This is a genomic window from Azospirillum largimobile (assembly GCF_977007025.2).
The window spans coordinates 2,460,188-2,484,699 of sequence record NZ_CDRMUA020000001.1; the positions used below are offsets into that span (position 1 = coordinate 2,460,188).

Genomic DNA, 24,512 nt, shown 5'->3' on the forward strand with positions numbered 1-24,512 from the left:
ATCCCTCAGGAGTCGCTCCGCGGTATCCAAGGAATGCGGTGAAATGTCACACCTTCCTCGTGCAGTTCGGCGACCTCGTCGTCCGACGCCTCGCCATAGATGCCGCGGGGATCGGTCTCGCCGTAATGAATGCGCCGCGCCTCTTCGGCGAAGCGGTCGCCGACATAGTCGCAGTTCTTCTCCACGCTGCGCCGCACCTCGGTCAGCTGCCGCATCACCTCCGCCACCGCCTCGCGCTGGGCGTCGTTCAGGCTGGGCGGCAGGGCCGCGACCACGTCGGCGGCGCTGGGCAGCGGAACCGGGGCAGGGATCGGCACCGGCAGGGCGGCGGGCGCAAGGGAAGGCGCATGGGCGGGAATGGCGGCGGGCACGGACGCCGGCGGGGCGTTCGCCGCGACGGCTTCGGCCTGTTCGCGGGCACGGTCGGCGGCCTTTGCGACGCCCTTGGCGATGCGCGGGGCCATCGGCGCCTTGCCGACGACGGTGTCGCCGCAGATCGGGCAGGCGATCTGGTGCGCCGCCGCCTGTTCGTCATAGGTGGCACCGTTGCGGAACCATGCCTCGAACCGGTGATCGGCCGAGCATCTCAACGCGAAGAGGATCATATCCCCACAAGCCCCAAACTAACCCGCAGCAGGAAGGTCCGCCCCGGTGCGCCGGTCCGGGTTGCGGCGCGACTCGGGATTTGTCCTAATTCAGCACGGTCGGGCCGCGCCGTCAAACGCCGCCCGGTCCTGTCGTCCATACCACCTGTGATATCGTTCCCGCGACCGCCAAAGGAAAGTCCGCGAAGGGAAATCCGACCATGCCCACGCCCCACCCGCTTTCGCCGCCCTCCCTCTGGGTGGAGCGCTTCGCCCCGCTGGTGCGGGCGGGCGGCCCGGTGCTGGACCTCGCCTGCGGCGGCGGGCGTCATCTGCGGCTGTTCCATCGGCTCGGCCATCCGGTGGTCGGTCTGGACCGCAACCTCGGCGGCGTCGCCGATCTCGGGGGAAGCGTGGGCGTCACGCTGATCCAAGCGGATCTGGAAAGCGACGACTCGGACGGCCACGGCGTATCCCTGCCGATCGACGGCCGCTTCGCCGGGATCATCGTCACCAATTACCTGCACCGCCCGCTCTTCCCCGCCATCCTGGCGGCGCTCGAACCGGGCGGCCTGCTGATCTACGAGACCTTCGCCGACGGCAACGCCCGCTTCGGCCGACCGTCCTCCCCCGACTTCCTGCTGCGCCGCGGCGAGTTGCTGAAAGCGGTGCGCGGCACGCTTCAGGTGGTGGCCTTCGAGCAGGGAGAGGTGTCGGTGCCCAAGCCCGCGGTGGTGCAGCGGATCTGCGCCGTCGCCGGGGACGATCCGCTGCCGCTCTGACGTATCCTTACTCGTCGCCCCCCTTACTCGTCGCCGTCGTCGGCCGGCTTCTGCTCCCCGCGGATGCGGCGGCGGCGGTCGGCGTTGCGCATGATCTGGCGACCGTGGCGGTGCTGGGCCGGCGCCTCCAGCGGGCCGCCGGGACGAACCGGCCGCTCGGCGAAGCGGCCCAGCGAGATCATGCGGTCGTACATCACCAGCGCCCCGGCGACGCCGACATTGATGCAGAAGGACATCGGGATCTTGACCACATGGTCGCAGCGCGCCAGCAGGGCGGGCGACAGGCTGTCGCGCTCCGGCCCCAGCACATAGGCGGCGCGGGACGGGTGGCGGAAGCTGGGCAGTTCCACCGCGTCGTCGGTCAACTCCACGCCCACCAGCATGCAATCCCTGGGCAGGGTGAAGTCGGCGACCCGCTCGTGGATGTAGAGCGGCAGGTGCAGCGTGGCGCCCGAGGTGTCGACCAGCTTCGTCTCCCGCAGATCCGGTTCCGGATCGATGGCGAAGAAGAAGGAGGCGCCGAAGGCATGGGCGGTGCGCATCAGGTTGCCGACATTGCCCGGCTTGCTGATCCGCTCCACCCCGATTCCGAAATAACCACGCATGAAGAACCCGCTGATCTAGGTAAGGACATGACCGGGCGGGAGCTTGCCGCCGCCGCCCGCCCGAGGCAAGCTTGCCGGCATGAGCCAAGACCATACGCACGACCACTCCTGCTGCGGTGGGGATCACCACCACGGCCATTCCCACCACCATGGCCATTCCCACCATTATGGTGAGAGCGCCGAGGGCCGCGCCGACCTGTCCGGCCCGGCGGAAAGCCCGATCATCGTCGAGGTGACGCGCGGCAGCCTGGTGGAATCGGTCCACCGCGCCCGCGCCTGCATCGTCGATGCCGGCGGCCATGTGCTGGCGCGCTGGGGCGACATCGACGCCCCCGTCTACCCGCGCTCCGCCATCAAGTCGCTGCAGGCGATCCCGCTGGTGGAAAGCGGCGCGCTCGACGCCTTTGGGCTGGGGGACGAGGAACTGGCGCTCGCCTGCTCCTCCCACAATGGCGAGGCGCGCCACACCGAACTGGTGCGGTCCTGGGCCGAGCGGGTCGGGCTGCGGCTCGACGATTACGAATGCGGCGCGCAGATCCCCTATGATCCCGCCACCGCCGAGGATCTGGTCCGCCGCGGCGAGGCGCCGACCGCCTTCCACAACAACTGCTCCGGCAAGCACAGCGGCTTCCTGACCACGGCGAAGCACAAGGGCGAGCGGCTGAAGGGCTATGTCCGCTACGAACACCCGGTGCAGCAGCGCATCCTCGGCGTGATGGAGCAGATGACCGGCCAGGACCTGTTCGGCGCGCCCTGGGGCGTCGATGGTTGTTCCATCCCCACAATCGGCATCCCGCTGGGCGCCATCGCCTATGCCATGGCCCGCATCGCCGACCCGGTCGACCTGCCCGACGCGCGGGCCGTGGCCGTCACCCGCATCGCCGCCGCCTGGGGCAAGCACCCCTTCCTGATCGGCGGCACCGGCACCTTCGACACCGCGCTGATGGAGGCCGCCGAGGGCGCCGTGCTGGTCAAGGGCGGGGCCGAGGGCGTCGGCTGCGCCGTGATCCCGGAGCAAGGCATCGGCATCGCGCTGAAGATCGAGGATGGCGCCGCCCGCGCCCGCGAGGTGGCGCTCGCCGCCCTGATCCACTCGACCAGGGCGCTGACCGACGCCCAATGGGCACGCGTGCCGCAACTGCTGACCGCGCCGTTGCTGAACCGCGCCGGCACGCAGGTGGGCGAGGTGCGGCCGGCTGCGGGGTGGCCCGGCTGAGGCACTGACAGAGCGCCACCGAACGGCTGTCATCGGCTGGGCGCGGTGCTATGGTCGCCGCGCCCATTCCCATTGAGCAGTCCCCCATGAGCATCGACGATCTGCGCGCCCAGTACGAGGCCTATCCCTACCCGGCGCGCAACCCGGCCGACGAGTCCAAGCGCCTGATCACCGGATCGCCCAGCCATCTGGACGAGCTGGTCCAGCATGTCTTCGGCGGCCGGATCGACCATTCCCGGCCGTTGCGCGTGCTGGTGGCCGGCGGCGGCACGGGGGACGGCACCATCATGCTGGCGCAGCAGATGGCCGATGCCGGCAATCCGGGGCGAATCACCTACATCGACCTGTCCGACGCCAGCCGCGCCATCGCCGAGGCGCGGGCCAAGGCGCGCGGCCTGACCAACATCGACTTCCGTCGCGGATCGCTGCTGGAACTCGATGGAATGGGGCCGTTCGACTACATCGACTGCTGCGGCGTGCTGCACCATCTGGACGATCCGTCGGCAGGCCTGCGCTCGCTGGCCGGGGCGCTGGCGCCCGGTGGCGGCATCGGCATCATGGTCTACGCCCCCTATGGTCGCACCGGCGTCTACCCGATGCAGGAGGCTCTGCGCGGCATGACCGACGGGCTGCCGCCGGCCGAGAAGGTGGCGCTGGCCCGCCGGCTGATCCAGGCGCTGCCGCCGACCAACTGGCTGCTGAACAACCCGCATATCAGCGACCACCGGCTGGCCGACGCCAACCTCTACGACCTGCTGCTGCACAGCTGCGACCGACCCTACAGCGTGCCGCAGCTCGCGGAGCTGGCGGACAGCGCCGGCCTTGCCATCGCGACGCTGATCGACCCGTTGCGCTACGAACCGTCGCTGTGGGTCAAGGACGCCCGCGTCCTGAAGCGGCTGGAGGGGATGGGCATGCTGGAGCGTGCCGCCTGGACCGAACGCATCACCGGCGCCTTCACCAAGCACATCGCCTATCTGCTGCGCCCGGCCGACCTGGACGCCGCCCGCATCCTGCCGGACGGGCCGGAGGTGGTCCCGGTCCTGCGCGACATCGACGGCCCCACCGTCGCGAAGAACGTGCCGCCCGGCGGCAGCCTGGAATTCGACCTGATGGGCAGCGTCGTGGCCCTGCCCCTGCCCCGGCTGGCCGGCCCGATCCTGTCGCGGATCGACGGCAGGACCAGCCTCGGCGCCCTGCACGCCGCCATCGAACCGACGACAAAGGCGACGTGGGAGCAATTCCTCACCCAGTTCCGCCAGTTGTTCGACGCGCTGGGCGGCCTGGGCAAGATGCATCTGCGGCGGGGATAGGGCGCGAAGCCCCACCCCCTCCGTCCATTCTTACCCCCGCAGAACCGGAACCGCGGCGTCGAGCGCCTTGGTCAGGCGGTCGAAGGTCTCGTGAATCTCCGCCTCGGAGATCACCAGCGGCGGGCACAGCGCGATGGAATCGCCCATGGCGCGGACGATCAGGCCGTTCTCCTGGGCCAGCCCGTTGACCAGCGCACCGGCGCGGCCGGGCGGATCGAAGGGCGTCTTGGTCGCCTTGTCGGCCACCAGTTCCAGCGCGCCGATCAGGCCGATGCCGCGGGCCTCGCCGACCAGCGGATGCTCCGCCAGCGCCTTCAGACGGTTCTGGAAGGCCGGGGCGACCGAGCGGACATGGCCGACGATGTCGCGCTCCTCGTAGATCTTCAGCGTTTCCAGCGCCACCGCCGCCGCCACCGGATGGGCGGAGTAGGTGTAGCCGTGGCCGAAGGTGCCGATCTTCCGGCTCTCGTCGACACAGGCGCGATAGATGGCGTCGGTCACCATGACGGCGGAGATCGGCAGGTAGCCGGACGACAGCTGCTTGGCGCAGGTCAGGATGTCCGGCTGCATGCCCATGGTCTGGCTGCCCCAGAAATTGCCGGTGCGCCCGAAACCGCAGATCACCTCGTCCGCCACCAGCAGGATGTCGTATTTCTTCAACACCGGCTGGATCTTGGCGAAGTAGGTCGCGGGCGGCACCACGACGCCGCCGGCCCCCATGATCGGTTCGGCGAACATGGCGGCGATGGTGTCCGGCCCCTCGGCCAGGATCAGCGCCTCCAGCTGTTCGGCAAGGCGGGTGGCGAAGGCTTCCTCGCTCTCGCCTTCAAGGGCGTTGCGGTAGTGGTGCGGGCAGTCGCCGTGCAGGATGCGGGCGATCGGCAGGTCGAAGTCGCGGTGGTTGTTGGGCAGGCCGGTCAGGCTGGCGGTCGCCACCGTCACGCCGTGATAGGCGCGCTGGCGCGAGAGGATCTTCTTCTTCTCCGGCCGGCCGAGCGCGTTGTTGTAGTACCAGATCAGCTTGATCGCGGTGTCGTTGGCTTCCGAGCCCGAATTGGCGAAGAAGACCTTGGACATCGGTACCGGCGCCAGCCCGATCAGCTTTTCCGCCAGATCGATTCCCGGTTCGTGCGACTTGTGGCCGAAGATGTGATAGGTGGACAGCTGCCGCATCTGCTTGGTCGCCGCCTGGACCAGCCGCTCCTCACCCCAGCCGAGCGAGACGCACCACAGGCTGGCCATGCCCTCGATGTAATCCTTGCCGCCGTCATCGAAGACACGGACACCCTCGCCGCGATCGATGATCATCGGCCCCTGCGTCTCGTGGACGTCCAGGTTGGTGTAGGGATGGAGGATGAAGGCCTTGTCGCGGCTGGCGGCGGAGTTGCCGACGGTGCTGCCCGGAGCGGTCATGGAAAGGGTCTTCCTGTTCGGTCTTGTCGGGTTCGTTCCCCCCGCCGCACGGTCGAGGTCCGCCGGGGGGTGTTCGATTTGTTAAACAGTACCGCCGATCATACGCACAGTTCGGCCACTCCACAAACCTGCTTCCTGGTCATCCGTGCCATGCGCGCAAGGCGCTGGCGGGACGCCGGACCCGATGGGACAGCTTGACCGGAATTACGAGAGGGGGAGACCGCCTTGCCCACGCTTTACGGCATGCCCAGCACAGCCGCGATGGCCCCGCATATCCTGCTGCGCGAGATCGGACGGCCATTCGACCTCGTGCTGCTCGACCGCGACAAAGGGGAGCACAAGAGCGCCGCCTATCTGGCCCTGAACCCGCACGGCCGGGTGCCGACGCTGGTGGACGGCGATCTGGTGCTGTACGAGGCCGCCGCCATCTGCCTGCATCTGGCCGACAGCCATCTGGAGGCGAAGCTGGCCCCGGCGGTCGGCACGCCCGGGCGGGCGGAGTTCTACAAGTGGCTGGTCTACCTGACCAACAGCGTCCAGGCCGAGATGCTGCTGTACTTCTATCCCGAACGCTATGTCGAGGGCGCAGAGGCGCAGGCCGCCTTCAAGGCGGCCACCGAAGCGCGGCTGAGCGGCCATTTCGACGGGTTGGACCAGGCGCTGGCGGGGCGTACGTGGTTGCTGGGCGACACGTACAGCGCGGCCGACCCGTACCTGTTCATGCTGTGCCGCTGGACCCGCTTCATGGGCCGCCCGGCACGTACGCTCGGCAACATAGGGCCGTACCTCGCCCGCGTGCTGGAGCGCCCGGCGGTGAAGGCAACGTTCGAGGCGGAAGGACTGGCGGCGCCTTATTATTGAGGAGACGTACCGGACCTCCCCCTCTCCCCCCCGGGGAGAGGGCCGGGGTGAGGGGGATGCAAGGCGTGGCTTACGGGGAGGTGCGAAGCGGCTTCTTCTTGAAGATCTTCGCCACGCCTCCCCCTCACCCTAACCCTCTCCCCAGGGGGGAGAGGGAACTTGGGAGAAGAGGCCCACCGCTCACCCCCGCCGAACCAGCCCGCCGACCGGCTGGCCGTCGATGGTCAGCGAACCGCCTTCCGCCCCGACCGCCACCGTCTGGCCGTCCTTGATGCGGCCTTCGAGGATCAGGGTCGCCATCGGGTTCTGCAACTCGCGCTGGATCACCCGCTTCAGCGGACGCGCGCCGTATACCGGGTCGTAGCCGGCCTCGGCCAACCATGCGGTCGCGGCCTCGTCCACCGTCAGCGTGATCTCGCGGTCGGCGAGCATCTTGGTCAGGCGGCCGAGCTGGATCTTGACGATGCCGCCCATATGCCGGCGGTCGAGCCGATGGAACAGCAGGATCTCGTCCAAGCGGTTCAGGAACTCCGGCCGGAAATGGGCACGGACGGCCTCCATCACCTCCTCGCGCACGGCGCCGCTGTCCTCGCCCTCCGGCTGCTCGGCCAGCGCCTGCGAGCCGAGGTTGGAGGTCATGATGATGACGACGTTGCGGAAATCGACCGTGCGGCCCTGCCCGTCGGTCAGCCGGCCGTCGTCCAGCACCTGCAGCAGCACGTTGAAGACGTCGGGGTGGGCCTTCTCCACCTCGTCGAACAGCACAACCTGGTAGGGCCGGCGACGCACCGCCTCGGTCAGCGCCCCGCCCTCCTCATAGCCGACATAGCCCGGAGGCGCGCCGATCATGCGGGCGACGGAGTGCTTTTCCATGTATTCCGACATGTCGAGCCGGACCATCGCCGTCTCGTCGTCGAACAGGAACTCGGCCAGCGCCTTGGTCAGCTCGGTCTTGCCGACGCCGGTCGGACCCAGGAACAGGAAGGAGCCGATGGGACGGTTCGGGTCCTGCAGCCCGGCCCGCGCCCGGCGCACGGCGTTGGACACGGCGACGATCGCCTCGTCCTGGCCGATGACCCGGCTGCGCAGCTTCTCTTCCATCGCCAGCAGCTTCTCGCGCTCGCCGGCCAGCATCTTGTCGACCGGCACGCCGGTCCAGCGGCTGACCACCGCGGCGATGTCGCCGTCGCGCACCTCCTCGTTCAGCATGCGGCTGCTGGCATGCTCCTCGGCCTCCTTCAAGGCCTTCTCCAGGCCGGGAATGACGCCGTAGGCCAACTCGCCCGCGCGGCCCCAATTGCCGTCGCGTTGCGCCGTCTCCAACTCGGTGCGGGCCTTCTCCAGATCCTCCTTGATCTTCTGCGCGCCCTGCAGCTGGTCCTTCTCGGCCTGCCACTTGGCGGTCAGCTCGGCCGAGTCCTGCTCCAGGTCGGACAGCTCGCGCTCCAGATTGACCAGCCGGTCGCGCGACGCGGCATCCTGCTCGCGCTTCAGCGCCTCGCGCTCGATCTTCAGCTGGATGATGCGGCGGTCCAGTTCGTCGATGGCTTCCGGCTTGCTGTCCACCGCCATGCGCAGGCGACTTGCCGCCTCGTCGATGAGGTCGATGGCCTTGTCGGGCAGGAAGCGGTCGGTGATGTAGCGGTTGGACAGGGTCGCCGCCGAAACGATTGCGCTGTCGGTGATGCGCACGCCGTGGTGCACCTCGTACCGCTCCTTCAGGCCGCGCAGGATGGAGATGGTGTCCTCCACCGTCGGCTCCGACACGAAGACCGGCTGGAAACGCCGGGCCAGCGCCGCGTCCTTCTCGATATACTTGCGGAACTCGTCCAGCGTGGTGGCGCCGACGCAATGCAGTTCGCCGCGCGCCAGCGCGGGCTTCAGCATGTTGGAGGCGTCCATCGCGCCGTCCGACTTGCCGGCGCCGACCAGCGTGTGCAGTTCGTCGATGAAGACGACGATCTCGCCGGCCGCCGCCTGGATTTCCGACAGCACGGCCTTCAGCCGCTCCTCGAACTCGCCGCGATACTTGGCGCCCGCCACCAGCGCGCCGAGGTCGAGCGACAGCAGTTGCTTGTTCTTCAAGCCTTCCGGCACGTCGCCCTTGACGATGCGCTGGGCCAGCCCTTCGACGATGGCGGTCTTGCCGACGCCGGGCTCGCCGATCAGCACGGGGTTGTTCTTGGTGCGGCGGGCCAGAACCTGGATGGTGCGGCGGATTTCCTCGTCGCGGCCGATGACAGGGTCGAGCTTGCCGTCGCGCGCCGCGGCGGTCAGGTCGCGCGCGTATTTCTTCAGCGCGTCATAGCCCTGCTCGGCGCTGGCGCTGTCGGCGGTGCGGCCCTTGCGGATGTCGTTGATGGCGGTGTTCAGCGCCTGCGGTGTCACGCCGGCGGACTTCAGGGCCTTGCCCGACGGGGTGCCGTCGGCCATGGCAAGCGCCAGCAGGATGCGTTCGGCGGTGACGAAGCTGTCGCCGGCTTTCTCGGCCACCTTCTCCGCCTGTTCGAAGACGCGGGAAAGCTCGGGCGTCAGATAGAGCTGACCGGCGCCGCTGCCCTCCACCTTCGGCAGCTTGTCCAGTTCGGCATCGACCGCCGACAGGGCCGCCTTCGGGTCGCCGCCCGCCGCACGGATCAGGTTGGCGGCAAGGCCTTCCTTGTCGTCCAGCAGCGTCTTCAGCAGGTGTTCCGGGGTCAGGCGCTGATGCCCGCGGCGCACGGCCAGGGTCTGCGCGGCCTGAACGAACCCGCGGCTACGCTCGGTGTATTGCTCGAAATCCATGATGCTCCCCTCATCTCCCGTCGACCGTCCGCGAGGCAGCCCGGCCAACTCGATCCCCTTGCCCGATCCACATGACGGTGCGATCCGCAAGGATGCTGCGGGAGATGTAGGCAGGGGCGGAGGTCATGCAAGACCATCGGCGTAGAAAGGTTATCGGGAGAGAAAAGCCGCCACACCCCCGTCGTCCCGACCGCGTAGGACCGTAAGAAAGGGGTAGTGCGTGACCCGCCGATTGCCCCCCTACACGGCGCCTGCCCGCCCCGGCTAGACTGCCGCCTGCCTGCCTTCCGCCGGTCTCCCCGCCCCGGATTCCCATCATGACCGATCTGGCCAGTTCCGCCACCCGCCCCACCACGCGCACCGCCCCTGATGTGCAGCCCGCAGCAACCCCTGCTGGCCAAGCCATGCCGCTGACCATGACGGCGCGGCTGCTGCGCCTCGCCTGGAGCCTGCGCGGGGCCTGGCACCGGATCGCGCGCCCGCTGACCATGGGGGTGCGGGCGATCATCCTCGACGAGTCGGACCCGGCCACCCCGCGCGTGCTGCTGATCCGCCACAGCTATGTCGAAGGCTGGCATTTTCCCGGCGGCGGCGTCGGGCGGGGGGAGACGCTGTCCGACGCCATGCGGCGCGAGGTGCGGGAGGAGGTCGGGCTGATCGCCGACCGGCCCGCTCAGCCTTTTGGCATCTATGCCCGTTTCCGCAACGGCGCGAGCGACCATGTGGCGGTCTTTGTCGTGCGCGGCTGGAGCGGCACGCCGAAGGCCGATGGGGTTGAAATCGTCGAGGCCCGCTTCTTCCCGATCGACCGGCTTCCGGCGGACCTGTCGCTGGCCACCGGACGGCGGCTGGAGGAATTTCTGGGACACCGCCCCGTCGCCGAACGCTGGTAGCGGCACCAGATCATGCGGGTGGAGCGGGCGGCCCGGGGGACTCCCCACCGCCTTTCCCCCAGCCGCAGCGTGAGAAACAGGCACCGCATCGGTTGACAGGGACGCTCCGGCCCTCTCATTGTGCAGTGCAATGAACGCCACACTGACTGCTATCCGCCGCTATCCCGTCAAGGGCATGAGCGGCCAGGACCTGACCGCCACCGACCTGACCGCCGGACAGGCGATCCCGCTCGACCGCCGTTACGGGCTGCTGCACGGCCCGGCCGCGCTGGACACCGAGACGGAGGGCTGGCGCCTGCCGTCCGACTTCTTCACGCTGGACCGCACGGAAAAGCTGGCGGCGCTGCAGACCGAGTTCGACGAGGAGACGCGCGCGCTGATCATCCGGCGCGGCGGCCGGCAGGTCTCGCGCGGCCGGCTGGACCAGCCGATGGGCCGCACGCTGGTGGAACAGTTCTTCGCCGCCTATCTGGCCGGGATCGTCCCGGGCATGCCCCGCCTGATCGAGGCGCAGCACGGCGCCTTCGGCAACAGCGAGGAACCGTCGGTCACCCTGCTGAACCTCGCCAGCCTGCGCGATCTGGAGGAGCGGATCGCCAAACAGCCGGTCGACCCCCGCCGCCTGCGCGCCAACCTGCTGCTGGATGGGATCGATCCGTGGGCGGAGCGCGGCTGGGCCGGCCAGACCCTGACCATCGGCGGCGCAACGCTGGAGGTGGTGGAGGCGCTGGACTGCACGCCCGGCAACGATGTAAACCCGGACAGCGGCGTCGCCGACCTCAGCCTGCCGACCATCATGGAGCGGGGGTACGGCCACAACCAGATCCTGCTGCGCGCCCGGGTGACCGGCGGCGGCCGGATCGCGGTGGGCGACCCGGTCACGCCGGCCTGACCTTCAACCATCCAAGCTCTGAAACGCGAGGCGTCAGGCGTTGACGGCCGCCCGTTCCTCGCCGTCGGTCTCGTCCTCGCCCTGCAGGTCGTCATCGTCGCCGGCCTGCGAGGACCCCTGCGACTGGTGGCCGTGCCCAATGCTCGGCTGGCCACCGCGCTGGCGGTTTTCCGATTCCTGGATCTGGTTGATGATGCGCAGGTAATGCTCCGCATGCTGCAGGTAGTTTTCCGCCTGCACGCGGTCGCCGGACGACATCGCGTCGCGGGCCAGCGCCTGGTACTTTTCCTGCACCTGCCACGCATTGCCGCGGATGCGGACGTCCGGGCCGTTGCTGTCGAAGGTCTGGTGACGCAGCGGAACGTTCTGGCGCCGGCTGGCACCACCGCCGCCCCCGCCGCCGCTGTTGCCACGACCACGCGAACGCCTGGAGTTCGGTCCCTGTCTCATTCGGCTCTTAAGGCCCCATGCAAGAGAAGCGCAGTCCCCGGAACGCTCCGGCGGCCATCCGGCCTTCCGGCCCGGCCGCCCGGTCTGCCATGGACGATTTCCATGGGTCGCTCACGGGGTTCAAACGACGCGTCCGCATCGCGTGCGGCGGGCCATGGCGGTCAGCGCTCGGCAGAAAACCATCCGAGAATCGTGCTCCGCAGGCCGTAGGTTCGCGGTCGTGTACCGCACACTACCCGGCAAAGCCCGGCGATCCAACCGTTTTTTTGGATAAGCCGCCGGCTCACAGCCCCTTTCGTGCCCTGACGCAACGCTTTACCCCACCAAGGTCACACAGGATCGCAGTCTCCACCAACCCCTGGGCTTCGACCAGAGCCGCCACATCCTCCGCCTGGCCCTGCCCGACCTCGAAGGCGGCCAGCCCGCCGGGCACCAGCAGGCGCGGCAACTCGGCCGCGAGGATGCGGTAGGGCGCCAGCCCGTCCGGCCCGCCATCCAGCGCGCGGAGCGGGTCGTGCTGCCGCACCTCCGGCTCCAGCGTGGCGATGTCGGCGCTGGGGATGTAGGGCGGGTTGGACACCACGATGTCGAAACGCTCCTCGATTCCCTTGGCCCAATCGCCGGTCTGGAAGCGGGCGCGCTCCGCCAGCCCGTTGCGCTCGGCATTGCCCGCCGCCCCCTCCACCGCCAGCGGGCTGAGATCGACGCCGAGACCGGTGGCGTTCGGCAGCTCCGACAGCAGCGCCAGCAGGATGCAGCCCGTTCCGGTTCCGAAATCAACAAGGCGCAGCGGGGCCTTGCGGTCAGGGATGGCGGCCAGCACCGCCTCCACCACCGTCTCGGTGTCCGGCCGCGGTTCCAGCGTGTCGGGGTTGAGGGCGAGGTCGATGGTCCAGAACTCCCGGTGCCCCAGGATGCGCCCCACCGGCTCCCGCGCCGCGCGGCGCTCGACCAGCGCCAGGGCACGGGCGGCATCGTCGTCGGGGACGACTTGTTCCGCCTTCGTAACGAAATCTGTCCGGGTAAGCGTCAGCGCATGTTCGAGCAGGTAGCGGGCGTCGAGTTCCGGCGTATCGACGCCGGCCTCGCGCAGGCGCATCTCGGCCTGGGCGCGCAGGGTGCGGAGGTTCATGATTGTACTCCTCTCCCCCGCGACAACTGATCCCCTCCCCCGCCCAGCGGGGGAGGGTTAGGGTGGGGGCAAGCCTCCCACACATATGCACTCCCCCCATGCGCGACCCCGTCCTCAAGCACCGAGCCCGAGGCATGCGCACGCTGCCGACCGACGCGGAGCGGCGCCTGTGGCGATATCTGCGCAACGGCCAGCTTGGCGGCTGGCGGTTCCGGCGTCAGCATCCGATCCCTCCCTACATCCTTGATTTCGCCTGCCTGGAGGTTTGCCTCGCAGTCGAGGTCGATGGCGGGCAGCATGCCAACTCCGGCTATGACGAGGCGCGCACGACATTCCTGAAAGAGCGCGGCTGGCGGGTGCTCAGATTCTGGAACAACGATGTGCTGCGCAATCCGGAGGGTGTGGCGGCGAGTGTGCTGGAGGCTTTGGGAGGGGGTCGACGTGCGGACACTTGCCCCCACCCTGACCCTCCCCCGCTGGGCGGGGGAGGGGATTAGAGCCCAACTACTGAAGCCTCACCCCAACTCCGCCAACCGGGCGGCCTCGTCCTCGGCGATCAGCGAATCGATCAGTTCGTCCAGCGCTTCGCCGGCCATCACCTTGTCGATCTTGTAGAGCGTCAGGTTGATGCGGTGATCCGTCACGCGCCCTTGCGGGAAGTTGTAGGTGCGGATGCGTTCCGAGCGGTCGCCGCTGCCGACCTGGTTCTTGCGGTCGGCGGCGCGGGCGGCGTCCTTCTCGGCACGTTCGCGGTCGTACAGCCGGGCGCGCAGCACCTTCAGCGCCTTGGCCTTGTTCTTGTGCTGCGACTTCTCGTCCTGCTGGCTCACCACCAGCCCGGTCGGCAGGTGGGTGATGCGCACGGCGCTGTCGGTGGTGTTGACCGACTGGCCGCCGGGGCCGGAGGAGCGGAACACGTCGATCCGCAGATCCTTCTCGTCGATGTGGATGTCCACCTCTTCCGCCTCGGGCAGCACGGCGACGGTGGCGGCGGAGGTGTGGATGCGGCCCTGCGCCTCGGTCGCCGGCACGCGCTGGACGCGGTGGACGCCGGACTCGAACTTCAGCCGGGCGAACACGCCGCGGCCGGTGATGTTGGCGGTGGCCTCCTTGTAGCCGCCGATGCCGGTCTCGCTGACGTCCATCGCCTCGAACCGCCAGCCATGCAGGCCGGCATAGCGGCGGTACATCTCGAACAGCTCGGCGGCGAACAGCGCGGCCTCGTCGCCGCCGGTGCCGGCGCGCACCTCCAGGATGGCGTTCTTCTCGTCCGCCTCGTCCTTCGGCAGCAGCGAGATCTGCACCTTGCGCTCCAGATCGGGGATGCGCTTGGTCAGGACGTGGAATTCCTCCTCCGCCATCGCCTTCATCTCGGGATCCGCATCCGGAGCGGCGATCATCTCCGCCAGATCGGCGGCTTCGGCGCGGCCCTTCTTCAGCTCCGCGATGGCCTCGGCGATCGGGGTGAGGTCGGCATATTCCTTGGACAGCCGGGCGAAGTCGCCGGACTCGGCAAGGCCGGCCGCAAGCGTGTCGCGCAGCTCGTCGTACCGGGCCATTACCTTATCGAACTTCTCGTCCAGGCTCACGTCGCTCATCCTTATCCCGTTCAGTCTCTTCGGCCCCGTCAGAAGCCCTGTCACCGGTCATGTCGCCGGCCATCCCGTCCTGCCCGAACTTGTCCTGCTCCAACATGGCCTGCCCGAACCTGTCCAGTCCAAACAGCCGGAACATCAGCCGCTCGGCCGCGGCACGTTCGGCCAGACCCTCGCCGCTGCCGTCGGCGGCCAGCGCCCGCAGCGCTTCCGACGGGGCGTGCAGCAGCCGGTTGACCAGCAGCCGCGTCGCCGACGCCGCGTCCAGATCGCCGTGCCCGGCCAGCAGGCGCCGCCGCTCCGCCTCGAAATGGGTGCGGAGAGCCGCCACGGCAGGCACCGCGGCGCGTTCCGCACGGTCGCGGGCGAAGGCGGCCACCGCCTCGTCCACGATCATCCAGGCCGCCTGGGTCGCCGCCTCGCGCCCGACGCGGCCCTGCAGCGCCACCCGCTCCAGATCGGCCAGATCATAGACGAAGGCGCCGTCCATGCCCGCCACCGCAGGATCGACGTCGGCCGGAATGGCGGCATCGACCACGAAGACCGGACGGCGGCGGCGGCGCTTCAGCACCGCCTCCATCATCGGGGCGGTGAGGATATAGCGTCCCAGGCCGGCCGCGGCCACCAGGATATCGGCGCCGGTCATCGCCGTCTCCAGATCGGCCCAGGGGGCGAAATGCCCGTCCAGCCGCCGCGCCGCCGCTTCCGCCCGCCGGTCCACCGGCGCTGCGACCGTCAGCCGCGGCAGCCCGGCCTCGCGCAGCCCCTCCAGCACCAGGGCGCCCATGTCGCCCAGCCCCAGCAGCAGGGCGCCACAGCGCCGGATGTCGCCGTGCAGGTCGCGCGCCACCTGGATGGCGGCGGCGGCCAGCGAGGTGGCGCCCTCCGCGATCGGCGTCTCGCTGCGCACCCGCTTGGCGGCGGCATAGGCGGCCTGCAGCGCCGCCTCCAGCTCCGGCCCGGTCATCCCGGCCGACGCGGCGCTGCGGTGGGCGGCCTTCAGCTGGCCCAGGATATGCGGTTCGCCGACGATCTGGCTGTCGAGCGAGCAGGCCACCGCGAACAGGTGGCGCACCGCGTCGATGCCGGTGCGTGTGTAGAGCTGCGGCGCAAGATCGGCGGTGGGTAGGCCGACGCGGTCGGCCATCGCCTCGGCGATCGCCAGCGCCGCTTCGTTCGGGCGCTCGTGGACCGCCTGCACCTCCACCCGGTCGCAGGTGCTGAGCCACAGCGCCTGCCCCACGCCTGCGGCGCGCAGCCGGTCCAGCATGCCCGCCACTTCCGCCTCGTCGGTGGACAGGCGGTCGCGGACCGCGCCGGAACAGGTCCGGTGGCTGGCGCCGATGACGAGGTAGGAGGTGGTGGTCACGCCGCGGGTCGCTGTCCCTGCTTAAATCGGGGGCAGCTTACTCCGCGGCGGGAGCCACGTCTCGCTTGGTTTCTCGGGTGGTTTCTCGGGTGGTTTCTCGGGTGGTTTCCGCTTCGGCGGCTTCCGCGGCGGCCTTCGCCGCTTCGATCTCCGCCGCCTTCTTCTCGACCAGACCGACCAGATGCTGGACGATGTCCTGGTCCTTCAGCCGGTGGTCGGTGACGCCGGACAGATAGACCTGATGGGTGTTGTTGCCGCCGCCGGTCAGGCCGATGTCGGTCTCCCGTGCCTCGCCCGGGCCGTTCACGACGCAGCCGATCACCGACAGGGTCAGCGGCGTGGTGATATGGGCCAGCTTCTGCTCCAGCAGTTCCACCGTCTTGATGACGTTGAAGTTCTGCCGCGCGCAGCTGGGGCAGGAGATGACGGTGACGCCGCGGCGGCGCAGGCCCAGCGACTTCAGGATGTCGTAGCCGACCAGGACCTCTTCCGCCGGATCGGCCGACAGCGAGACGCGCAGCGTGTCGCCGATGCCCGACCACAGCAGCATGCCGAGCCCGATGGACGACTTCACCGTGCCGGCGCGCAGGCCGCCCGCCTCGGTGATGCCGATGTGCAGAGGATAGTCGCAGGCCTCCGCCAGCCCCTGATAGGCGGCGACGGCCAGGAAGGCATCGGACGCCTTCACGGAAATCTTGAACTCGCGGAAGTCGTTGTCTTCCAGGATCTTGGCGTGGTTCAGCGCGCTTTCGACCATCGCCTCCGGGCAGGGCTCGCCGTACTTTTCCAGCAAATCCTGCTCCAGCGAGCCGGCATTGACGCCGATGCGCATGGAACAGCCATGATCCTTGGCCGCCTTCACCACCTCGCACACCCGCTCGGCCGAGCCGATGTTGCCGGGGTTGATGCGCAGGCAGGCCGCGCCGCTCTCCGCCGCCTCGATGGCGCGCTTGTAGTGGAAATGGATGTCGGCGACGATCGGCACCTTCACCTGACGCACGATGTCCTTCAGCGCCAGCGCCGAGTCGCGGTCGGGGCAGGAGACGCGGACGATGTCCGCCCCCACCCGCTCGGCAGTCTGGATCTGCTCCACCGTCGCCTTCACGTCGGTGGTCGGCGTGTTGGTCATGGTCTGGACCGAGATCGGCGCGTCGCCGCCGACCAACACGTTGCCGACGCGAATCTGGCGCGATTTGCGGCGAAGGATCTGGCGGTAGGCGCGCACGGTCATCTCAGGTCAGCCTCTGGACAGCGAAAGCGGTGGCCGGGAGCCGCATCCTAGCGCAGCCGGCGTCAGGCCAGAAGTGCGGTCCGGCGCCCCGGATTCAAGATCGGGTATTCAAGCCATGCAATTAAGTGGGCCATGCGGGATGGCGACGGATCAGCGCCGCACCACCCCATGGTTGTCGATGGCGACGTCGCGCAGAACCTGCCCGACGGAGCCCAGCGGCGGGCTTTCGCCGCCATCGGCCATCACCACCAGTCCGCCGGCATTGCCGGTGCGGATCTTCACGTTGGGCTTGTCGGGAACGCGGAACGTGTCGCCCGGCTTCAGCACGCGGGTGAAGACGATCTCGCTGCCGTCGCGCACCTGCAGCCAGCTTTCCTGGGTGGCCTTCAGGACCAGCTTGGCGTTGGTGTTCAGCGTGCCATAGACCTTGCCGTTGGCCGGCACCGTCGCCGTCGGGGCGGCCGGCGCGGCGGGCGGATTGGCCGCGGCGTTCAGCGGGGTCGGGTCCTGGGGCGATGCCTCTTCGTCATCCTCCGGCGGCGGGGCCGGAACGTTGACGACGGCCTGTCCGGGTGCCTGCCCTGCGGCGCCCTGCCCGGCAGCCTGATTCGTGGACGGCGCGTTTGCGGACGGCAGCGGCGACTGCGCCGGCGGCAGAACCGCGGGCGGAACGGCCGCGACGGCCGGCGGCTTGCCGGCAACCGTCGACGCGGCCGGCGCCGGAGCGGCGGGGGCGGTCCCCTGCGGCGGCTTCGCCGCTGCACCCGGAGCGGCGGCACCCGGAGCAGGGGCGGGAGTCGCCGGAGCCGGAGCCGGAGCCGCGGCAGGCGGCGGGGCGGCGGGCGCGGCGGGCGCGGCGGGCGCGGTGGCGATCACCGGCGCGGGAACCGACGGCTCCGCTCCCGGTTGCGCCGCGGTGCCGGCCTGCTCGGGCGCCGGGGTCGCGGGCTTGGACGGCACGCCGTCCAGCAGCGAGACCAGCCGGTCCGGCAGGGTCGGCACCAGATCGGTCACCGTCCGGTCGGTCGCCGACAGATAATACCAGCCGCCATAGACGATGCCGGCCAGAACCAGCGTGCCCAGCAGCAGCGTGCCGCCCGAGGCGCGCCCTCCTTCGGCCGCCGGGGTCGGCAGGTACAGTTCCTGCCGGCGGACGGTGCCGGCCGCCTCGTCCTTGTAGCGGGTGACGACGGTGTCGGGGTCCAGCCCCAGGCACTCGGCGTAGGACCGCAGGAAGCCGATGGCGTAGGTGCTGCCCGGCAGTTCGTCGAACCGCCCTTCCTCGATGGCCAGCAGGTACGGATAGCGGATGCGCAGCATCGCCGCGACGTCGCGCAGGTCATAGCCGTGCGCCATGCGCGTGGAGCGCAGGGTCTCGGAGACGGAGGGGCCGGGCGGAGCCGGGTCGAAATCGTCGAAAACCTTGCGCTTGGCCATGGGCTCGCCATCTGCTCGCAACTAGCGCGCACGCCGAAAGTCATGCGCAACCGGGGCATCCGTGCGGATGCAACAAGCGGAATGGGTACGACATGCCGCCCCCGCGGCGCAACCGCAATGACCGCGGGTCGGGGTCTGCGGGTCGTGACAAGTGGGCAGGGGGCCGAAGTTGCCCCCTCAGATCAGAACCCCGTGATCCTTGGCGAAGGTCTTCAGCTTGTCGCGCAGGCTGTGGTCGGCCCCGGTGTAGAGCCCGCTCATGTACTGCCGCAGCGCCCCGACATCCATCGAGCGCAGCATGGTCTTCACCGGGCCCACCGACGGCGGCGACATCGACAGGGTGCGGAAGCCGACGCCGATCAGCGCCATGGCGTCCAGAGGCCGGCCGGCCATCTCGCCGCAGATGCTCAGCGACACCTTGTGCCTGGCGCATTCGTCCACCAGCCGCCGCAGCACGCACAGCATCGACGGCGACAGCGGGTCGTAGCGGGTGGAGGTGCGCGGGTTGCCGCGGTCGGCGGCGAACAGATACTGGGTCAGGTCATTGGAGCCGACCGACAGGAAATCCAGCCGCGGCAACAGCGCGGGAAGTTGCCACAACAGCGACGGCACCTCGATCATCGTGCCCACGCGCAGACCGCTCGGCGGGTCGATGCCTTGGGCGGCCAGCCGCTTCAGCTCCAGATCCAGCAGGCGGCGGACGCCGTCGAACTCCGCGACCTCTGCGATCATCGGGAACATCACCGACAGCGGCCGGCCGGCGGCAGCCAGCAGCAGCGCGCGCAGCTGCTGGCGCAGCAGCGACGGATGGTCCAGCCCGATGCGCACCGCGCGCCAGCCCAGCGCCGGGTTCTCCTCCTCGCCGCCGGTCATGTAGGGCAGCATCTTGTCGCCGCCGACATCCAGCGTGCGGAAGACGATCGGCTTCTCGCCGACCTCGTCCATGATGCGGGAATAGAGATCGGTCTGCGCCTTCACGTCGGGATATGAGGCGCGGACCATGAAGGGGATTTCGGTGCGGTAGAGCCCGACCCCCTCGGCACCGCTGGCGGTCAGGTGGGGCAGGTCGATCAGCAGGCCGCAGTTCAGCTGGATGGAGATCGGCACGCCGTCCCGCGTGACGGAGGGCAGGTTGCGGATCTCCGCATACATCTGCTCCTTGCGGTGCTGCAACGCCACGGCCTCGGCGAATGCCATCTGGATGTCTTCGGCCGGGCGGATGAAGACCTGCCCATGGTCGCCGTCGACGATCAGCTGGTCCAGCGGCTCGATCCGGTTCAGCGCGTCGGGCGCCTGCACCACGGGGATGTTGAGAGCGCGGGCGACGATGCAGACATGGCTGGCGGGCGACCCTTCCTCCAGCAGCAGGCCGCGCAGGCGGGTGCGGTCATAGTCCAGCAGCTCCGCCGGCCCCATGGAGCGGGCGACCAGGATCATGTCGTCGGGCAGGGTGGCCCCGTCGGTGCCGCTGGTCTTGCCGGCCAGATGTTGCAGCAACCTGTTGGTCAGATCCTCGAAATCCATCAACCGTTCCCGGATATAGGGATCGGTCAGGTGGCTCATGCGGGCGCGGGTGTCGTTCTGCACCTGCTGCACCGCAGCCTCGGCGGTCAGGCCGACACGGATCGCCTCGCGGATGCGCGACAGCCAGCCGCGGTCCTCGGCGAACATCCGGTAGGTCTCCAGGATGTCGCGCGGTTCGCTCAAGCCTGCCAGCGACGCCGCTTCCAGCAGGTCGTCGATGGCGCTGTGCATGGTCTGCAGCGCGGTGTTGAAGCGCTCCAGCTCGGCGTCGGCGTCTTCCGCCACCATCTGGCGGACGGTCAGCTGCGGCCGGTGGATGACGGCGAGCCCCATGGCCAGCCCGGCGCTCATCGCCGTGCCGGACAGGCGGGCGGGCAGCAGCACGGGATCGCCGGTGGTGGTGACCTCCACCGGGTTGACCAGTTCGCTCTGGGCCACCAGTTCGGCGACGACCATGGCGATGGTCTGGAGGGTTTCCACCTCCTCCTCGACATAGCGGCGGCGGTCCTTGTGCTGGATCACCAGCACGCCGCGCACCTTGCTGCCGCGCAGGATCGGCACGCCGGCCAGCGACTGGAACGGATCCTCCCCCGTTTCCGGGCGGTAGGCGAAGCTGGGATGGGAGGGCGCGTTGTCCAGCGCCACCGGGCGGGCATGGCCGGCGATATAGCCGACGATGCCCTCGCCCACCCGCAGGCGGGTGTTGTGGACAGCGGTCTTGTTCAGGCCCTCGGTGGAGAACAGCTCCAGCACCTCGCCGGCCCGCATGATGTAGCAGGAACAGACGTCGGCCTTCATCTCCGCCGCGATCAGCGTGACGATCTTGTCCAGCCGGTCCTGACCCGACCCCGACCCGGCCATGATGTCGCGCAGCCGGGCGAGCAGCCGGCGCGACGAGGTGCCGTCGAAGCGGGAATGCATGCCCCCTCCCATACCGCCGCCCATACCACCATCGCCGGCTGCCGTGTCGAGGGTGTCCGTCATGTCGCTACAGCGCTCCCACGGGCGGCTCCGCCATCACTCCCGCCACTTCTCCCAACGATGCCTCATCACTCGCCCGCCGTGCCAGCGCCGATTCGGCCTGGGCGATCAATTCGGCAAGGATGTCGGCCACCGGTTGTTCGCGGGTGACCAGACCGACGCTCTGCCCGGCCATCAGGGAGCCGTTCTCGACATCGCCCTCGACGACCGCGCGGCGCAGCGCACCGGCCCAGAAATGCTCGATCTCCAGCATGCCTTCATCGCGGCTCATGACGCCGGAATCGACCCTGGCGATGACGTCGCGCTGGAACTCCATGAAACGCTTGGAGGCATCGTTCGCCAGCGCACGCACCGGGATGACGGGGAAGCGCGGGTCGATCTGCACCGACGGCTGGGCGTCGCGGGCGGATGCGCGGATGAAAGCCTGCTTGAAATTGGGATGGGCCACGCATTCGGTGGCGCAGACGAAGCGGGTGCCGACCTGCACGCCGGCCGCTCCCAACTCCAGGTAGGAGAGGATGGCCTCGCCCCGGCCGATGCCGCCGGCGACGAACACCGGCACCTCGTGCAGGTCGGGCAGGATTTCCTGGGCCAGCACGGTGGTGGAAACCGGGCCGATGTGCCCGCCGGCCTCGGTCCCCTCGATCACCAGCGCGTCGGCGCCATGCTTCACCAGCCGCCGGCCGGCGGTCAGCGTGGGCGCGAAGGCCATCGCCTTGGCCCCGCCGTCCTTGATCCGGCGCAACGTGGCACCGGACGGCAGCCCGCCGGCTATGACCACATGCCCGACGCCCTGCTCGCGGCAGACGTCGATCAGCTGGTCCAGCGCCGGGTGCATGTTGATGACGTTGACGCCGAACGGCTTGTCGGTCAGCGCCCGGGTGCCGGCGATCTCCACCGCCAGCTGGTCGGGAGCCATGGAGCCGCAGGCCAGCACGCCGAAGCCGCCGGCATTGGAGATGGCGGAGACGAGGTGCCGTTCGGACACCCAACTCATGGCACCGCCCATCACGGCGGTGCGGGTGCCGAGGAACTCCCGGCCCCGTTTCCACAACCGGTCGAGACGCGACCGGTAGAGGCGGGATTGGGCCGATGCTTCCGCCGCGTGCGATGTGGCGTCGGTCATGGCCGGCCCTCTCCTGCTGTTGCGGTCCCCGTCACCAGGGTCGCCACCTGTGCTCAGGCGGCGTCCAGGCCGTAGGCGGTGTGCAGGGCGCGCAGCGCCAGCTCCGCATACTCCTCGGCGATCAGGACCGAAATCTTGATCTCGGAGGTCGAGATGACCTGGATGTTGATGCCCTTGTCGGCCAGCGCCTTGAACATGCGCTGGGCGACGCCGGCATGGCTGCGCATGCCGACGCCGATGACCGACACCTTGACCACGTTGGCATCGGAAACGATGCGCTTGTAGTTCAGGGTGGACTGCGCGTCCTCCAGCACCTTCACGCCGCGGGCCAGATCGGCCTTGCCGACGGTGAAGGTCATGTCGGTGGACTTGCCGTCTTCCGACACGTTCTGGACGATCATGTCGACGTTGACGGCGTTGTCGGTCAGCGGACCGAAGATGGCGGCGGCGACGCCCGGCTGGTCGGCGACGCCCACCAGGGTGATCTTCGCCTCGTCGCGGCTGTAGGCGATGCCGCTAACAACTTCCTTTTCCACGATCTCGTCCTCGTCAACAACCAGGGTTCCGGGAAGCGAGCTGCCCGCCGCCGCTTCGAAGCTGGACAGCACCTGCACGCGCACGCGGTGGTTCATCGCCATCTCGACGGAGCGGGTCTGAAGCACCTTGGCCCCCTGCGAGGCCAGCTCGAGCATCTCCTCGTAGGTGATCTTGTCGAGCTTGCGCGCCTTGGAGACGATGCGCGGGTCGGTGGTGTAGACACCGTCCACGTCGGTGTAGATGTCGCAACGGTCGGCCTTCACCGCCGCCGCCAGCGCCACCGCCGAGGTGTCGGAGCCGCCGCGGCCCAGCGTGGTGATGCGGCCCTCGTTCGACACGCCCTGGAAGCCCGCGACCACGGCGACTTCGCCGGTCTGCAGGGACTTTTCCATCTCGCTGGTGTCGATGGAGACGATGCGGGCCTTGCCGTGCGTGTCGTCGGTGCGGATCGGAATCTGCCAGCCGGCCCAGGAGCGGGCGGGAATGCCGAGCGACTGCAGGGCGACGGCCAGGAGACCGGAGGTCACCTGTTCGCCGCTGGCGACGACCGCGTCGTATTCGCGCGCATCGTGCAGCTTGTCGATGTCGTTGCAGTATTTGACGAGCTGGTTGGTCACGCCGGACATCGCCGACACGACGACGGCGACCTGATGCCCCGCCTTGACCTCTTGCTCGACCTTTCGGGCCACGTTCTTGATGCGGTCGATGTCGCCGACCGACGTGCCTCCGAACTTCAGGACGATCCGCGCCATACCTCACACCATGTCTGGCCGCCCGGTCATGACATCTGGATCATGCGGGTCGGCTGAGCGCACCCCCGCTCCACCGTTGCCGGCGCGGGGCGGCGTATCCATACTCCGTCAGTGGAAGCGAGGCAAGTTGCCCGCACCCGTCCCGCCACCCTGTTTACGGATTTTCACCATGACCGCGTCCTCCTCCGCCTTCCCGCATGCGTCCGCAACCGCTCCAGCAGGCGGCACCGTGGACCCGGAGGATGTCGCCCGCTTCTCCGCCATCGCCGCCGAGTGGTGGGACCCGACCGGCAAGTTCAAGCCGCTGCACCGCCTGAACCCGCTGCGCCTGACCTATATCCGCGACAGCGTCTGCAAGCGGCTGGGCCGCGACCCGCTGGTGCCCAATCCGCTGGCGGGCCTGCGCGTGGTCGACATCGGCTGCGGCGGCGGCCTGCTGGCCGAGCCGATCGCACGGATGGGCGCCACGGTGGTCGGCGTCGATGCGTCGGAGAAGAACATCAAGACCGCCGCCACCCATGCCGCCGAGACCGGCACGACCGTCGACTACCGCGCCACCACCGCCGAGGCTCTCGCCGCCAGCGGCGAAAAGTTCGACGTGGTGCTGGCGATGGAGGTGATCGAGCATGTCGCCGACGTGAACCTGTTCGTGAAGTCGCTGGCCGACCTGCTGGCGCCGGGCGGCGTCCTGTTCCTGGCGACGCTGAACCGCACGCCGAAGTCCTTCGCTCTCGCCATCGTCGGGGCGGAGTACATCCTGCGCTGGCTGCCGCGCGGCACCCACAACTGGCGCCAGTTCCTGCGCCCCTCCGAACTGAACGCCGCCGTACGCACGTACGGGCTGAGCGTACGCGACCTAACCGGCATCACGTACAACCCGCTGAGCGACGAGTTCCGGCTGAACCCGCGCGATCTGGACGTGAACTACATGGGTTGGATGGAGCGGGGGTGAGGGGGCGCTTTACAAGCCCTCTCCCCCTGGGGAGAGGGTTGGGTGAGGGGGCAGCGGCGACCGCCGGTCGTCGCCAGGGGATT

At 69.2% G+C, this 24,512-nt stretch carries 21 protein-coding genes; 8 read left to right on the forward strand and 13 right to left on the reverse strand.

Annotated features, from left to right (window positions below; genetic code table 11):
* Positions 1 to 5: 5 nt before the first annotated feature.
* Positions 6 to 605, reverse strand: coding sequence for a DUF1178 family protein (locus tag ACWPKK_RS11665; protein WP_452004008.1), 600 nt, complete (start codon positions 603 to 605; stop codon positions 6 to 8).
* Between the two features lie 200 nt (positions 606 to 805).
* Here ACWPKK_RS11665 and ACWPKK_RS11670 point away from each other — a divergent pair, with 200 nt between their 5' ends.
* Positions 806 to 1,366 carry a class I SAM-dependent methyltransferase gene (locus tag ACWPKK_RS11670; protein ID WP_452004011.1) on the forward strand — a complete coding sequence of 187 codons (561 nt, stop codon included), beginning with the start codon at positions 806 to 808 and terminating at the stop codon, positions 1,364 to 1,366.
* Between the two features lie 23 nt (positions 1,367 to 1,389).
* Here the strand turns inward: ACWPKK_RS11670 and ACWPKK_RS11675 are convergent, their stop codons facing one another.
* Positions 1,390 to 1,971, reverse strand: a complete 582-nt coding sequence (locus ACWPKK_RS11675) for an RNA methyltransferase (RefSeq protein ID WP_452004014.1) — start codon at positions 1,969 to 1,971, stop codon at positions 1,390 to 1,392.
* Between the two features lie 79 nt (positions 1,972 to 2,050).
* Between ACWPKK_RS11675 and ACWPKK_RS11680 the strand changes: the two genes are divergently transcribed.
* Positions 2,051 to 3,187: an asparaginase gene (locus tag ACWPKK_RS11680; RefSeq protein WP_452004017.1), complete on the forward strand. Its 1,137-nt coding sequence runs from the start codon at positions 2,051 to 2,053 to the stop codon at positions 3,185 to 3,187.
* Between the two features lie 86 nt (positions 3,188 to 3,273).
* Positions 3,274 to 4,500: a class I SAM-dependent methyltransferase gene (locus tag ACWPKK_RS11685; protein ID WP_452004020.1), complete on the forward strand. Its 1,227-nt coding sequence runs from the start codon at positions 3,274 to 3,276 to the stop codon at positions 4,498 to 4,500.
* A gap of 30 nt (positions 4,501 to 4,530) precedes the next feature.
* Here ACWPKK_RS11685 and ACWPKK_RS11690 read toward each other — a convergent pair whose 3' ends face one another.
* Positions 4,531 to 5,913 (reverse strand): aspartate aminotransferase family protein, encoded by a 1,383-nt coding sequence (locus ACWPKK_RS11690; RefSeq protein WP_452004023.1) that lies wholly within the window; start codon positions 5,911 to 5,913, stop codon positions 4,531 to 4,533.
* A 225-nt stretch (positions 5,914 to 6,138) separates the two neighbouring features.
* Here ACWPKK_RS11690 and ACWPKK_RS11695 point away from each other — a divergent pair, with 225 nt between their 5' ends.
* A complete protein-coding gene (locus tag ACWPKK_RS11695; protein ID WP_452004025.1) occupies positions 6,139 to 6,774 on the forward strand; it encodes a glutathione S-transferase family protein in 636 nt (211 codons plus the stop codon).
* A 180-nt stretch (positions 6,775 to 6,954) separates the two neighbouring features.
* Here the strand turns inward: ACWPKK_RS11695 and clpB are convergent, their stop codons facing one another.
* Complete coding sequence (gene clpB / locus ACWPKK_RS11700) at positions 6,955 to 9,558, reverse strand: ATP-dependent chaperone ClpB (RefSeq protein ID WP_452004027.1); 2,604 nt, start codon at positions 9,556 to 9,558, stop codon at positions 6,955 to 6,957.
* Positions 9,559 to 9,875: 317 nt separating this feature from the next.
* Between clpB and ACWPKK_RS11705 the strand changes: the two genes are divergently transcribed.
* Complete coding sequence (locus tag ACWPKK_RS11705) at positions 9,876 to 10,451, forward strand: NUDIX domain-containing protein (protein ID WP_452004029.1); 576 nt, start codon at positions 9,876 to 9,878, stop codon at positions 10,449 to 10,451.
* A gap of 130 nt (positions 10,452 to 10,581) precedes the next feature.
* Positions 10,582 to 11,343 (forward strand): MOSC domain-containing protein, encoded by a 762-nt coding sequence (locus tag ACWPKK_RS11710; protein WP_452004032.1) that lies wholly within the window; start codon positions 10,582 to 10,584, stop codon positions 11,341 to 11,343.
* A gap of 33 nt (positions 11,344 to 11,376) precedes the next feature.
* On the opposite strand, the gene ACWPKK_RS11715 is transcribed toward ACWPKK_RS11710, so the two are convergent.
* Positions 11,377 to 11,793 carry a DUF4167 domain-containing protein gene (locus tag ACWPKK_RS11715; protein ID WP_452004034.1) on the reverse strand — a complete coding sequence of 139 codons (417 nt, stop codon included), beginning with the start codon at positions 11,791 to 11,793 and terminating at the stop codon, positions 11,377 to 11,379.
* Positions 11,794 to 12,076: 283 nt separating this feature from the next.
* Positions 12,077 to 12,925, reverse strand: coding sequence for a peptide chain release factor N(5)-glutamine methyltransferase (prmC, locus tag ACWPKK_RS11720; RefSeq protein WP_452004036.1), 849 nt, complete (start codon positions 12,923 to 12,925; stop codon positions 12,077 to 12,079).
* A 134-nt stretch (positions 12,926 to 13,059) separates the two neighbouring features.
* Between prmC and ACWPKK_RS11725 the strand changes: the two genes are divergently transcribed.
* The gene (locus ACWPKK_RS11725) at positions 13,060 to 13,422 is read left to right on the forward strand and encodes an endonuclease domain-containing protein (RefSeq protein WP_452004039.1); all 363 of its coding nucleotides are present in this window, start codon (positions 13,060 to 13,062) and stop codon (positions 13,420 to 13,422) included.
* A gap of 18 nt (positions 13,423 to 13,440) precedes the next feature.
* Here ACWPKK_RS11725 and prfA read toward each other — a convergent pair whose 3' ends face one another.
* From prfA to ACWPKK_RS11760, 7 genes are all read right to left on the reverse strand, one after another.
* Entirely contained in the window at positions 13,441 to 14,514 is a 1,074-nt protein-coding gene (gene prfA, locus ACWPKK_RS11730; protein ID WP_452004774.1) for a peptide chain release factor 1, read from the reverse strand.
* Positions 14,489 to 15,889: a glutamyl-tRNA reductase gene (gene hemA / locus ACWPKK_RS11735; RefSeq protein ID WP_452004042.1), complete on the reverse strand. Its 1,401-nt coding sequence runs from the start codon at positions 15,887 to 15,889 to the stop codon at positions 14,489 to 14,491. Before hemA ends, prfA begins: the two co-directional genes overlap by 26 nt.
* Positions 15,890 to 15,926: 37 nt before the next feature.
* Positions 15,927 to 17,120 (reverse strand): flavodoxin-dependent (E)-4-hydroxy-3-methylbut-2-enyl-diphosphate synthase, encoded by a 1,194-nt coding sequence (gene ispG, locus ACWPKK_RS11740; RefSeq protein ID WP_452004045.1) that lies wholly within the window; start codon positions 17,118 to 17,120, stop codon positions 15,927 to 15,929.
* A gap of 150 nt (positions 17,121 to 17,270) precedes the next feature.
* A complete protein-coding gene (locus ACWPKK_RS11745) occupies positions 17,271 to 18,557 on the reverse strand; it encodes a helix-turn-helix domain-containing protein (protein WP_452004048.1) in 1,287 nt (428 codons plus the stop codon).
* Between the two features lie 177 nt (positions 18,558 to 18,734).
* Positions 18,735 to 21,065 (reverse strand): phosphoenolpyruvate--protein phosphotransferase, encoded by a 2,331-nt coding sequence (ptsP, locus tag ACWPKK_RS11750; protein WP_452004051.1) that lies wholly within the window; start codon positions 21,063 to 21,065, stop codon positions 18,735 to 18,737.
* 4 nt (positions 21,066 to 21,069) lie between these two features.
* Positions 21,070 to 22,188, reverse strand: a complete 1,119-nt coding sequence (locus ACWPKK_RS11755) for an NAD(P)H-dependent flavin oxidoreductase (protein WP_324871482.1) — start codon at positions 22,186 to 22,188, stop codon at positions 21,070 to 21,072.
* 53 nt (positions 22,189 to 22,241) lie between these two features.
* The gene (locus ACWPKK_RS11760; protein ID WP_149223863.1) at positions 22,242 to 23,477 is read right to left on the reverse strand and encodes an aspartate kinase; all 1,236 of its coding nucleotides are present in this window, start codon (positions 23,475 to 23,477) and stop codon (positions 22,242 to 22,244) included.
* Between the two features lie 169 nt (positions 23,478 to 23,646).
* On the opposite strand from ACWPKK_RS11760, the gene ubiG reads away from it, so the two are divergent.
* On the forward strand, positions 23,647 to 24,429 hold the full coding sequence (ubiG, locus tag ACWPKK_RS11765) for a bifunctional 2-polyprenyl-6-hydroxyphenol methylase/3-demethylubiquinol 3-O-methyltransferase UbiG (protein ID WP_452004055.1): 783 nt from the start codon (positions 23,647 to 23,649) through the stop codon (positions 24,427 to 24,429).
* Positions 24,430 to 24,512 lie beyond the last annotated feature (83 nt).

Excerpts from the sequence above, each read along its gene's own strand:
- ACWPKK_RS11705 (WP_452004029.1), top strand. The coding sequence starts at position 9,876 with ATGACCGATCTGGCCAGTTCCGCCACCCGCCCCACCACGCGCACCGCC.
- ACWPKK_RS11725 (WP_452004039.1), top strand. The coding sequence starts at position 13,060 with ATGCGCACGCTGCCGACCGACGCGGAGCGGCGCCTGTGGCGATATCTG.
- ptsP (WP_452004051.1), bottom strand. The coding sequence starts at position 21,065 with ATGACGGACACCCTCGACACGGCAGCCGGCGATGGTGGTATGGGCGGC.
- ubiG (WP_452004055.1), top strand. The coding sequence starts at position 23,647 with ATGACCGCGTCCTCCTCCGCCTTCCCGCATGCGTCCGCAACCGCTCCA.
- ACWPKK_RS11670 (WP_452004011.1), top strand. The coding sequence starts at position 806 with ATGCCCACGCCCCACCCGCTTTCGCCGCCCTCCCTCTGGGTGGAGCGC.
- ACWPKK_RS11665 (WP_452004008.1), bottom strand. The coding sequence starts at position 605 with ATGATCCTCTTCGCGTTGAGATGCTCGGCCGATCACCGGTTCGAGGCA.
- ACWPKK_RS11760 (WP_149223863.1), bottom strand. The coding sequence starts at position 23,477 with ATGGCGCGGATCGTCCTGAAGTTCGGAGGCACGTCGGTCGGCGACATC.
- ACWPKK_RS11675 (WP_452004014.1), bottom strand. The coding sequence starts at position 1,971 with ATGCGTGGTTATTTCGGAATCGGGGTGGAGCGGATCAGCAAGCCGGGC.
- ACWPKK_RS11690 (WP_452004023.1), bottom strand. The coding sequence starts at position 5,913 with ATGACCGCTCCGGGCAGCACCGTCGGCAACTCCGCCGCCAGCCGCGAC.
- ispG (WP_452004045.1), bottom strand. The coding sequence starts at position 17,120 with ATGACCGTGCGCGCCTACCGCCAGATCCTTCGCCGCAAATCGCGCCAG.
- prmC (WP_452004036.1), bottom strand. The coding sequence starts at position 12,925 with ATGAACCTCCGCACCCTGCGCGCCCAGGCCGAGATGCGCCTGCGCGAG.
- ACWPKK_RS11680 (WP_452004017.1), top strand. The coding sequence starts at position 2,051 with ATGAGCCAAGACCATACGCACGACCACTCCTGCTGCGGTGGGGATCAC.
- ACWPKK_RS11745 (WP_452004048.1), bottom strand. The coding sequence starts at position 18,557 with ATGGCCAAGCGCAAGGTTTTCGACGATTTCGACCCGGCTCCGCCCGGC.
- ACWPKK_RS11715 (WP_452004034.1), bottom strand. The coding sequence starts at position 11,793 with ATGAGACAGGGACCGAACTCCAGGCGTTCGCGTGGTCGTGGCAACAGC.
- ACWPKK_RS11755 (WP_324871482.1), bottom strand. The coding sequence starts at position 22,188 with ATGACCGACGCCACATCGCACGCGGCGGAAGCATCGGCCCAATCCCGC.
- clpB (WP_452004027.1), bottom strand. The coding sequence starts at position 9,558 with ATGGATTTCGAGCAATACACCGAGCGTAGCCGCGGGTTCGTTCAGGCC.
- ACWPKK_RS11710 (WP_452004032.1), top strand. The coding sequence starts at position 10,582 with ATGAACGCCACACTGACTGCTATCCGCCGCTATCCCGTCAAGGGCATG.
- ACWPKK_RS11685 (WP_452004020.1), top strand. The coding sequence starts at position 3,274 with ATGAGCATCGACGATCTGCGCGCCCAGTACGAGGCCTATCCCTACCCG.